This is a genomic window from Streptomyces sp. DI166 (assembly GCF_900091315.1).
Taxonomy (GTDB): domain Bacteria; phylum Actinomycetota; class Actinomycetes; order Streptomycetales; family Streptomycetaceae; genus Streptomyces; species Streptomyces fuscus.
This window is the reverse complement of the sequence record NZ_FLSP01000007.1, coordinates 142,259-152,083: the sequence shown is the minus strand read 5'-3', so window position 1 is coordinate 152,083 and position 9,825 is coordinate 142,259. Positions and strand designations below refer to the sequence as shown.

The 9,825-nt window shown below is 72.3% G+C and carries 11 protein-coding genes and 5 tRNA genes; 8 read left to right on the top strand and 8 right to left on the bottom strand.

Features of this window, described 5'->3' with window-relative positions:
- The coding region (locus tag GA0115233_RS05915; RefSeq protein WP_176711653.1) for a serine/threonine-protein kinase at positions 1-991 on the bottom strand (991 nt) is incomplete at its 3' end.
- A 593-nt stretch (positions 992-1,584) separates the two neighbouring features.
- Here GA0115233_RS05915 and GA0115233_RS05910 point away from each other — a divergent pair.
- From GA0115233_RS05910 to GA0115233_RS05900, 3 genes are all read left to right on the top strand, one after another.
- On the top strand, positions 1,585-1,764 hold the full coding sequence (locus GA0115233_RS05910) for a hypothetical protein (protein WP_093719005.1): 180 nt from the start codon (positions 1,585-1,587) through the stop codon (positions 1,762-1,764).
- A gap of 585 nt (positions 1,765-2,349) precedes the next feature.
- Entirely contained in the window at positions 2,350-3,288 is a 939-nt protein-coding gene (locus tag GA0115233_RS05905) for a phosphotransferase family protein (protein WP_093719004.1), read from the top strand.
- A 79-nt stretch (positions 3,289-3,367) separates the two neighbouring features.
- Positions 3,368-3,655: a TFIIB-type zinc ribbon-containing protein gene (locus tag GA0115233_RS05900; RefSeq protein ID WP_093719003.1), complete on the top strand. Its 288-nt coding sequence runs from the start codon at positions 3,368-3,370 to the stop codon at positions 3,653-3,655.
- Between the two features lie 89 nt (positions 3,656-3,744).
- On the opposite strand, the gene GA0115233_RS05895 is transcribed toward GA0115233_RS05900, so the two are convergent.
- The 5 genes from GA0115233_RS05895 to GA0115233_RS05875 all read right to left on the bottom strand — a co-directional run bounded on the left by GA0115233_RS05895 (position 3,745) and on the right by GA0115233_RS05875 (position 4,224).
- Positions 3,745-3,816, bottom strand: a tRNA-Val gene (locus tag GA0115233_RS05895).
- 34 nt (positions 3,817-3,850) lie between these two features.
- Positions 3,851-3,922, bottom strand: a tRNA-Val gene (locus GA0115233_RS05890).
- A gap of 43 nt (positions 3,923-3,965) precedes the next feature.
- A tRNA-Val gene (locus GA0115233_RS05885) sits at positions 3,966-4,037 on the bottom strand.
- A 1-nt stretch (position 4,038) separates the two neighbouring features.
- Positions 4,039-4,112 (bottom strand) — tRNA-Cys (locus tag GA0115233_RS05880).
- Between the two features lie 39 nt (positions 4,113-4,151).
- Positions 4,152-4,224: transfer RNA gene (locus GA0115233_RS05875), tRNA-Gly, on the bottom strand.
- 189 nt (positions 4,225-4,413) lie between these two features.
- On the opposite strand from GA0115233_RS05875, the gene GA0115233_RS05870 reads away from it, so the two are divergent.
- The 3 genes from GA0115233_RS05870 to GA0115233_RS05860 are packed head-to-tail and all read left to right on the top strand — an operon-like array spanning position 4,414 to position 7,156.
- Positions 4,414-5,454, top strand: a complete 1,041-nt coding sequence (locus tag GA0115233_RS05870; protein ID WP_093719002.1) for a chorismate-binding protein — start codon at positions 4,414-4,416, stop codon at positions 5,452-5,454.
- Between the two features lie 3 nt (positions 5,455-5,457).
- Positions 5,458-6,279 (top strand): aminotransferase class IV, encoded by an 822-nt coding sequence (locus GA0115233_RS05865; RefSeq protein WP_093719001.1) that lies wholly within the window; start codon positions 5,458-5,460, stop codon positions 6,277-6,279.
- A 52-nt stretch (positions 6,280-6,331) separates the two neighbouring features.
- The gene (locus GA0115233_RS05860; protein ID WP_176711652.1) at positions 6,332-7,156 is read left to right on the top strand and encodes a GNAT family N-acetyltransferase; all 825 of its coding nucleotides are present in this window, start codon (positions 6,332-6,334) and stop codon (positions 7,154-7,156) included.
- A 19-nt stretch (positions 7,157-7,175) separates the two neighbouring features.
- Here the strand turns inward: GA0115233_RS05860 and GA0115233_RS05855 are convergent, their stop codons facing one another.
- Entirely contained in the window at positions 7,176-7,703 is a 528-nt protein-coding gene (locus tag GA0115233_RS05855) for a DsbA family protein (RefSeq protein ID WP_176711651.1), read from the bottom strand.
- A 230-nt stretch (positions 7,704-7,933) separates the two neighbouring features.
- Here GA0115233_RS05855 and GA0115233_RS05850 point away from each other — a divergent pair, with 230 nt between their 5' ends.
- Positions 7,934-8,368 carry a hypothetical protein gene (locus GA0115233_RS05850; protein WP_093718998.1) on the top strand — a complete coding sequence of 145 codons (435 nt, stop codon included), beginning with the start codon at positions 7,934-7,936 and terminating at the stop codon, positions 8,366-8,368.
- Between the two features lie 188 nt (positions 8,369-8,556).
- The gene (locus tag GA0115233_RS40880) at positions 8,557-8,709 is read left to right on the top strand and encodes a hypothetical protein (protein ID WP_176711650.1); all 153 of its coding nucleotides are present in this window, start codon (positions 8,557-8,559) and stop codon (positions 8,707-8,709) included.
- A gap of 367 nt (positions 8,710-9,076) precedes the next feature.
- Here GA0115233_RS40880 and GA0115233_RS05845 read toward each other — a convergent pair whose 3' ends face one another.
- Positions 9,077-9,637 carry a CGNR zinc finger domain-containing protein gene (locus tag GA0115233_RS05845; RefSeq protein ID WP_093718997.1) on the bottom strand — a complete coding sequence of 187 codons (561 nt, stop codon included), beginning with the start codon at positions 9,635-9,637 and terminating at the stop codon, positions 9,077-9,079.
- Positions 9,638-9,825: the final 188 nt, after the last annotated feature.

Here is a 9,825-nt window from a genome sequence, read left to right as displayed (position 1 = left end):
CCCGCGACGGCACGGGCCGGGACGGTCCGCCACCGCGCGACGGCGTCCCCTGCGTGCCGCCCTGCGGACGGCGCTGCCGCTCGGGATAGGTGTCGGCGAGCCGACCGGTCGGCCGGTCCGCCTCCCCGGTACGCGGCGCGGGCGGACGCAGCTCGGCCAGGCCCTGGGCCTCACGCGCGGCGATCTCCTTGAGCCGCATCGACAACTGGAGCGTGGTCGGCCGTTCCTCGGGGTCCTTGGCGAGACAGGCCCGCACCAGCGGCGCCAACGCGTCGGGCACACCGTGCAACTGCGGCTCCTCGTGCACCACGCGGTACAGCATCACCTCGGAACTGCCGTGCCCGAAGGGCGAGTCACCCATCGACGCGTACGCCAGGGTCGCGCCGAGCGAGAACACGTCCGTCGCCGGGGTGACCGCGGCGCCGCGCACCTGCTCCGGGGCGAGGAAGCCGGGGGAGCCCACCGCCGTGCCGACGTGGGTGAGCGTGGAGGCGCCGGTGGCCCAGGCGATGCCGAAGTCGATGATCCGCGGTCCCTTCGGGGACAGCAGGATGTTGGACGGCTTCAGGTCCCGGTGCACGACCCCGGCCTCGTGGACCGCGACCAGCCCCTCCGACAGCGCGGCCCCGATCGCGGCGACCTCGGCCGCGCCGAGGGCCCCCTCGTCGACGACCTTGTCGTGCAGGGAGGGGCCGGGTACGTACTGGGTGGCGAACCACGGCCGGTCGGCGTCGAGATCGGCGGCGACGAGCCGCGCGGTGCAGCCCCCGCGGATGCGGCGCGCGGCGGACACCTCGCGCGCGAACCGGGAACGGAACTCCTGGTCCTCGGCCAGATCCGGCCGGATGACCTTCAGCGCGACCCGCTGCCCCTTCTTGTCGGAGCCCAGGTAGACCACGCCCATTCCGCCCGCGCCCAGCCGCCTGTGAAGCCTGAACGAGCCGACGACGCGCGGGTCCTCGCGCCTCAGGCGCATCATCGCCATGTTCATCCCCGCTGCCCGGTCCCTGTGACGTGCCACAGCTTACGTTTCCCGGGCCGCCCGCGCGCAGAGGCCGCGCCCTCTCGGGGCGGCGGATTGTGCGGACGCCGGACGGAGAAGTTGAGGGTAGGTCAGCCCCCTGAAAAACCAACCGACTTGCTCCCACCCGTGATCCCAACCACCTTCCGCGCAAGGCGGGTTGATCGCGACGACCACACACGACTGACAACCACCCCCAACCACCCACCCCCCAACGAACCCCTGGACCCCCGGAACGATCACGACCCCCACCAACCCCGCGACGGAAGTGATCGAAGTCACCCCAGAGGCGCCCCGGGCGGAGAGGGGCGCCGCGAAACCGGGACACAGCGGGCGCCCCCTCAGGGAAGACCCCGAGACCTAGGACTCCGTCTCCACCCAGGGGAGTACTCCCCGGGGTGCGGCTCATCCTCTCGGAGGCCAGGCAATCGGTACGAGGGCATGACGTGCGAAGAGGGCCACGCCCGTAGATTTGTGGTCAAGCGGCGGGTGCAGCACTCGTCCCCCGAGGTCAGGCACCCGCCGCTGCCAGGAACCACACACAGACGGTCAGGAGAGGGACCATGGCCCAGACGGCCCCGCGGACGGTGCTCCGCACACAGACGCGCCGCCAGGGCCGTCGCCACCCACTGGTGGCGACGCTGATGGCCCTTCCCCTGGCGGCCCTGCTCCTCGTCGTCTTCGACGGCTGGGAGACGGTGGCCACACAGGCGTCGTCCGTGGGCGTGATGCTGGGGCGCTGAGCGGCGACCCCAGGCCCGGAAGAGCGGTCCGGGCGGGGACATCCACCCATGAAACCCCGTGGGGACGGGGGTGCGGCGGACGGCAACAATGCCGGCGCAGCTGGGGAGCTGCGCCGGCATTACCTTTCCCCGAGCAGGCCCAGACCGGACCCCACCCGTCCGGTACGCACAGCACGGGCTGCCGCCCAACCCCGTCCGCCGCCCTGAGCCAAATCCGCGGGCCGCCGCACAACCCTGCCCCCCACCCAGCGGCCAAGCCGCGGGCTGCCGCACAGCCCCGCCCGCCAAAGCCGCGGGCATTCGTGCCGCCAAGGGCGGCACGGGTGGGCGCGGGCGGCACCCCGCCAGCGCGGGCCCAGCGATCCCACCCCCACGGCAACCACGGCCGCGGGCACCGCACCAACGAACCCCAGCCAAGGCCACCGCAGCACCCCCGCCAGGAGCACCCCAGCAACCCCGGCCAGGGCCACCGCACCACCCCCGCCAGGAGCACCCCAGCAACCCCGGCCAGGGCCACCGCACCCCAACGCCCCACCCCCTGCGTACCCTCACCCCCAGACAAACCCCCGCAGGAAGCGGAGCCCCGTGACCCCCACCCTCGCCGCGCAGCTGACCCGCACCGCCGAAGAAGCCGCCCACGCCCACCGCCCCGCCTGCCCCTGCCACGACACCGGAACACTCGCCGACCGCCCGGACGCCACCGTCGTACGGCATGCCGAGACCGTCGCCAAGGCCCACCCCCCAGGCACCGACCACACCGAACTCACCCTCCGCCTGGCCACCGCCAGCACCCTCCCCGACGTACTCCTGCCCCCGCTCAAGGCAACGCCCGCCGAACTGCACGACCGCCTGGTCACCTTCTGGCCGTACGGCGACCCCGTGGACCCGCGCACCCCCGACACCGCCCCCTGGGCAGCCGCGGCCACCCTCCTCGCCCGCCTCCACCTCCACCCACCCCTTCCGCGCACACCCCCCATGCGCGGCCCCGCCAAGGCCGCACGAGCCGTCGAACGACTCCGCGCCACGGAACCCGGCAGCACCGCCACCACCCCCGTCCTCCAGGCCTGGCAAGCACTCCCCGCCTGGGCCAGGGGAGAGGCCGCACCCCCAGAGGACGGCACCCTCTGCCACGGCGACTTCCACCTCGGCCAACTCGTACGAAACCCCGCCCCTCACGACGACTGGCGGCTCATCGACGTGGACGACCTCGGCACCGGCACCCCCACCTGGGACCTCGCCCGCCCGGCAGCCTGGTACGCCTGCGGACTCCTCCCCCCGGAGGACTGGACCCGTTTCCTCACCGCGTACCGGGAGGCGGGCGGCCCCGCCGTACCCCCGCACGGCGATCCCTGGCCCGCCCTGGACATCCCCGCCCGCGCCCTCACCGTCCAGACCGCCGCCACCGCGCTCACCAAGGCGGCGCGCGCCGCACGCCCTCTCGACGAGGTCGAGCAGTCCTTGATCGACGCCTGCGCGCGCATGGCCGCGACCCCGCCCGAGTTGACGTGCGAATCCGCCACGTAGGGTGCAACCGACCGTGGCCCGGACAGAGTCTGTCCAGGCGACAGCCGAAGCAGTACCGACCGGCAGGAGTTGAGCCGACATGCAGTGTCCGAAGTGCCGTGCACAGATGCACACCTACAACCGCAACGGCGTCCAGATCGAGCAGTGCAGCGGCTGCCGCGGGATATTCCTCGACTACGGCGAGCTGGAGGCCCTGACCCGCCTGGAGTCCCAGTGGTCCCAGCCGGCCCCGCCGGCTCCGCCCGCCCCGCAGGCCTACCCGGCGGCTCCCGCCCCCGCGGCCCCCGCCTGGGGCGCCCCGCACCACGGCGGCCACTACGGCCACAAGCGCCACAAGAGCTTCGGTCACATGCTCTTCTCCAGCTGATCCGGCGGAACCGGCGGAACTGGTAGAACCAGCAGAACCGGCACACGACGAAGCCCCGGCCGCTAGCAGCGACCGGGGCTCTCGGTGTGTGGACGATACTGGGATTGAACCAGTGACCTCTTCCGTGTCAGGGAAGCGCTCTCCCGCTGAGCTAATCGTCCTCGGGATCACGACCCGAAGGTCGTGGATCTTGCGTGCGCGATACTGGGATTGAACCAGTGACCTCTTCCGTGTCAGGGAAGCGCTCTCCCGCTGAGCTAATCGCGCGGGGTTCGGATCTTCGAGGAAGACCCAGGATCCGAAGATCCAGTGGACGATACTGGGATTGAACCAGTGACCTCTTCCGTGTCAGGGAAGCGCTCTCCCGCTGAGCTAATCGTCCTTGGAGGTGGAGACGGGATTTGAACCCGTGTAGACGGCTTTGCAGGCCGTTGCCTCGCCTCTCGGCCACTCCACCAGGAGTGCGGGGTTCGGGATGATCCCCCTTGCTCTTTCGAGCGAACGACGAGGTTCGAACTCGCGACCTCAACCTTGGCAAGGTTGCGCTCTACCAACTGAGCTACGTTCGCCTGTCTTTCCGGTCCGCTTGCGCGTCCCGGCGACGTGTTGAACTCTAGCGGATTCCTGGGCCAGTACAAAAACGCGTTTGTGCAGCGTGCTGCCCCGCGCCCCGGCCCGGCCCGCCTCCGCACGTGGTCAGGGCCCTGAGGGAGACGGGCCCGGGTCACCCGGACGGCACCGGTCATAGACTCGACAGCGTGCTCGACCTCCCTCCCCTGGCCCGCTTCGGCAACCGCCTTGCCACCGGCCTGCTCGACGTCACCCACGACCCCGAGGCCCTCGACTCCACCGGCTTCTGGGCCGTCGCCGCGGACTTCGAGGGCCGTCTGACCTGCGCCCGCTTCCAGGACGTACGGGAATCGCCCGTGCCCGACCCGGTGCCCGGAGCCTGGCACGGCCCCGCCGCGAGCGGCTGGACCTCGTCCCTCGACCACGCCGCGTACACCGCGGGTGTGCGCCGGATCCGGGAGCACATCGCGGCCGGCGAGGTCTACCAGGCCAACCTCTGCCGGGTGCTCTCCGCTCCCGTCGCCCCCGACGCCGATGTGGACGCCCTCACCGCGCTGCTGGCCCGCGGCAACCCGGCGCCGTACGCAGGAACGATCCGCCTGCCGGAGCACGGCGTGGAGATCGCCACCGCCTCGCCGGAGCTGTTCCTGCGCCGCGACGGCCGCGTCGTGGAGTCCGGGCCGATCAAGGGCACCGGGCGCACCGAGGCGGACCTGCTGGAGAAGGACTACGCCGAGAACGTCATGATCGTGGACCTGGTCCGCAACGACATCGGCCGCGTCTGCGCCACCGGGACGGTGAGCGTCCCCGACCTGTGCGCCGTGGAGAAGCACCCCGGCCTCGTCCACCTCGTCTCCACCGTCCGCGGCGAGCTGCGCCCCGACGCCGGCTGGCCCGAGCTGCTGGACGCCACCTTCCCGCCCGGCTCGGTCACCGGCGCCCCCAAGTCCAGTGCGCTGCGGATCATCGACGCGCTGGAGACGGCGCCCCGCGGCCCGTACTGCGGCGGCGTCGGCTGGGTCGATGCCGACCGGGGCACCGGAGAGCTGGCGGTCGGCATCCGCACCTTCTGGATCGACCGCGCCGACGGTGTCCTGCGCTTCGGCACCGGCGCCGGCATCACCTGGGGCTCGGACCCCGAGGGAGAGTGGCGGGAGACCGAGCTGAAGGCGTCCCGGCTGCTCGCGGTAGCGTCGGGCGAGTACGAGGTCAGTGGAGAGGGGCTCTAGGAAGTGAAGATCTGGCTCGACGGCGGGCTGCAGGACATCGAGTCCGCCCGCGTCTCCGTCTTCGACCACGGCTTGACCGTGGGCGACGGCATCTTCGAGACGGTGAAGGTCACGGACGGCCGTGCCTTCGCGCTCACCCGCCACCTGGCCCGCCTGACGCGCTCGGCCCAAGGCCTCGGCCTGCCCGATCCCGACCTCGACGAGGTCCGCCGCGCCTGCGCCGCCGTGATCGAGGCCAACCCCATGCCGCTGGGCCGCCTGCGCATCACCTACACCGGCGGCCACGGCCCCCTCGGCTCCGACCGCGGCGAGCACGGCCCGACGCTCGTCGTCGCCCTCGGCGAGACCGCCCGCCGCCCGGACTCCACCGCCGTGATCACGGTCCCGTGGACCCGCAACGAACGCGGCGCCCTCACCGGCCTGAAGACCACCTCCTACGCGGAGAACGTCGTCGCCCTGGCCCGCGCCCACCAACACGGCGGCTCCGAGGCGCTGTTCGCCAACACCGTCGGGCAGCTCTGCGAGGGCACCGGCTCCAACGTCTTCGTCGTCCTGGACGGCGAGATCCACACCCCGCCGCTCGCCTCCGGCTGCCTGGCGGGCATCACCCGCGAGCTGGTCGTGGAGTGGACCGGCGCACAGGAGACCGACCTGCCGCTGGACGTGCTCCAGCGGGCCGACGAGATCTTCCTGACGTCCACGCTGCGGGACGTCCAGGCCGTGCACCGCGTCGACGAGCGCGAACTGCCCGGCGCCCCCGGCCCGGTCACCGCCAAGGCCATGCGCGTCTTCGACGAGCGCTCCGGCCAGGACCAAGATCCGTGAGCTGTCGGAAAAGAGGCTGACCCCGGGCGCCATCGCGGGTAGAACACCCCTGATGACCACGACCCTGCGGCCGACCGAGCCGCTCCAGCGAGTCGCCGACGGGACGCTGTCCCGCCACTTCCAGGTGTGCGTCAACAGCCGTCCCGTCGGCGCGATACGCGTGTCCACGGACCCGGTCTTCGGACCCGAGGTCGCGCGCATCAGCGATCTGCGCATCGAGGAACCCGACCGCGGACGCGGGCGCGGCACCGTGGCCGCCCTCGCCGCGGAGGAAGTGGCCCGCGGCTGGGGCTGCCGCCGGATCGAGATCCGGGTGCCCGGCGCCGCCGGACCGGCCCTGCGCCTGGCCACCGCGCTGGGCTACGTCCACCGCAACCGCGGCCTGGAGAAGAAGCTCCCCGTCCTCGCGCCCGCCCTGCCCGCCGGCAGTCACGGCAGGCCCATGACGGAGGAGGAGTACGGGCCCTGGCTGGAGGCCGGCACCGCGCACTACGCGCAGAGCTGGATCGACCGCGGCGTCCCCGGGGAACAGGCGCGGACCAAGGCCCGCACCGACATGGCCACCCTGCTCCCGCAGGGCCTCGCCACCGAGGACACCCTGGTCAGCGTCCTGGAGCACGAGGGCACCTCCGTCGGCACCCTGTGGCTCTCGGTGGCGAAGGAGGCCGCGTTCGTCTTCGACGTCGAGACCCACGAGGGGTTCCGCGGCCGGGGCCACGGCCGCAGTCTGATGCTGCTGGCCGAGATCCAGGCGCTGGCCGCCGGGAAGCGGGTCATCGGCCTCAACGTGTTCGCCGGCAACGAGGCGGCCGAGCGGCTGTACGAGTCGCTGGGCTATGTGCCGGTGGGCTGGTCGATGTACAAGAACCTGATCTGAGCGGCGAAGGGGCGCCGGGTCAGCCCTGCCCGGCCGCCGCCAGCAGCCGGTCCGCGATCTCCTCGATCCGCTCCCGCAGCCCTTCCTGGCTCTTGCCGCCGTCCAGGCGCTCGCCGCCGATCACATACGTCGGGGTGCCGGTGACGCCGATCGCCTTGCCCTCGGCGTGGTCGGCGTCGACGATCAGGATGTGCCGGCCGTCGATCAGCGCGGTGTCGAACTCCTCGGCGTCCAGGCCGAGTTCCTTGGCCACCTCGACCAGGAAGGGTTCCCCCTTGCGGTCCAGTTCCTCGACCCGGCCCAGCACGGCCTCCGCGTACGCCCAGCCCTGCCCCTGCTCCAGCGCCTCCTCGGCGGCCTGCGCGGCGGCGAAGGCGTGCTTGTGCTTCTCCAGCGGGAAGTGCCGCAGCCGCAGTTCCAGCCGGTCGCCGTAGCGGGCCCGCAGGGCGCGCAGGTCGTCGAGGGCGGTACGGCAGTCCGGGCACTGGAGTTCGCACCAGACGTCCAGGACGGGGGTGGCGGGACGGGCGGGGGAGGAGTCGCTCATGCGCACAGTCTTCCAGCCGACCGCCCGCCGGACCCAATCCGGTCGTCGTGATCGCCTGGCGTGATCGCCGTAGAGGGGGAGTCCGGACCGGCACCTCGGGACGAGTCGACCCGGAGATGTCCCTGATGTCCGCCGGGACCATGGCCCGGCGGGGTGTCGCAGGTGCAGGATGGAAGGGACGAACCACCCGTGGGCCCGCGCCCGGACCGAATCCTGCTCTGGAGGACCGGATGATTGCCGAGACCGTCTGTTCCGCCGTAGCCGCGGCCGGCCTGGGCATCGCCGCGGTCACGGCGTACCGCAAGCGATTCCTCTCCGCCGCCCGGATCGCCGCCTACGCCCTGGTCCCGCTCGGGCTGGTGATGACCGGCGTCGTGGAGTGGCTGGCGGACACCGCGTTCAGCCCGGTGGCGTGGGCGGGCTTCGGTGTGCTCGGCGCGGCCTGGCTGTTGTTCGCCAGCACCCGGGCCGTGGAGCGCCGCAGGGGCCTCGGCACCCGCAAGGAGCGCAAGGAGGCGAGGGCCGCCCAGCGCGGAGCGGTCGCCCCGGCCGCCTCGGCACCCTCCCTCGGCAGCGGCGCCCGGCAGCCGTCGGCCAAGCCCGCCGCGGCTGCTCAGGACGACTTCAGCGACATCGAGGCGATCCTGAAGAAGCACGGCATATGAAGCCGCGCGGCACATGAGGAAGCACGGCATATGACGACCGCATGAGGGTTGAAACGACACAGGGGATCGCCGTCCGTCCCTAAGCGATCAAGACCCGGAACGGACATTGCGGAATATGGCGAACTCCCGCTTGTTCCGGGCGTGTTGATCGCGCCGGGTGGTCCGACTGCGTCATCATCGCCCGCGAGATGCTGGACACGACACAGAGCGAGACCGCGCCACCTCAGGACGAGCCGCGCGGATGCCTCTTCGCCCTTTCCCAGCCACCGCTGATGATCTTCCTAGCGGTGATCGGGTGTCTGCTGCTCATGGCTGCGCTGCACGACCTGCTGCTGCTCTGAGCCGTACCCGCGGCTCCCCGGCGCCACCCGCCGGGGCCCGCGCGCACGGCGATGACCGGAGGCCCCGGACTGCCGGGCCGGACGCACACGCCGACGACCGGAGTCGGCCCTGGCACGCCGGGCCTCGCGCGTACGCGGGCGAGGCGACTCGGGCCTCGACCCGTCGGGAGACAGTCCCGCACACCACTGACCGAAGAGCCACTGACACAGGTCGCGTCGGTGCGCTTCTGGATCCTTCGCCCGGATCGGCCCGCCCGCGCTCGACCGCGCCTCGGCGTCGACAGCGGGGCCGGGGATGCCACGCGCAGTTCGGGCAGGAGGCGAGTCACGGGCCGCGCACCGCGCCGGGCCGGCCCGGGCAGGGGCCCTACCCAGCCGCCTCCTTGCGCCGTGCCCGGTACGCCGCCACGTGCAGGCGGTTGCCGCAGGTGCGGCTGTCGCAGTAGCGGCGGGAGCGGTTGCGGGAGAGGTCGACGAAGGCGCGTCGGCAGTCGGGGGCCTCGCAGCGGCGCAGCCGCTCCTGCTCCCCGGCGACCACGAAGAACGCCAGCGCCATGCCGCAGTCGGCCGCCAGGTGGTCGGCGACCGAGGCGCCGGGCGCGAAGTAGTGCACGTGCCAGTCGTAGCCGTCGTGGTCGGTGAGCCGGGGGGTGGTGCCGGCGGCGGCGACCAGTTCGTTGATCAGGCCCGCGGCGTTCCGGGCGTCCGGTGCCTCGAAGACATGCGTGAACTTCTCCCGGATCTTGCGCACCGCGGACAGATCCAGCTCCGAGAGCACACCGACATCGCTGATCTCGTGCTTGCGCACGAAATCGGCGAGCGCCGCGACGTCCGACAGGGCGTCCTGCGCCGGATCGTCCTCCGGCGCGGTGTTCACCAGATCCACGACGGCGTCGAGGGCACACCGGGTGTCGTGGGTGATCAGCACATCTCGCTCCCTGGCCTGAGGGTCGGGCGCACCGCGCCCGCCGATGCTGGCCGATGGTAATAGCTTCGCCGACGCCGGGACGGATGCACCAGGGCGCCGGTGGCCGAGGGCAACTGAAACAGGGCGGGGTGCACGCACACCGACGCCGTCCCCGCGAGTGACTCACGGTGACGGCGTCAGCGCATACC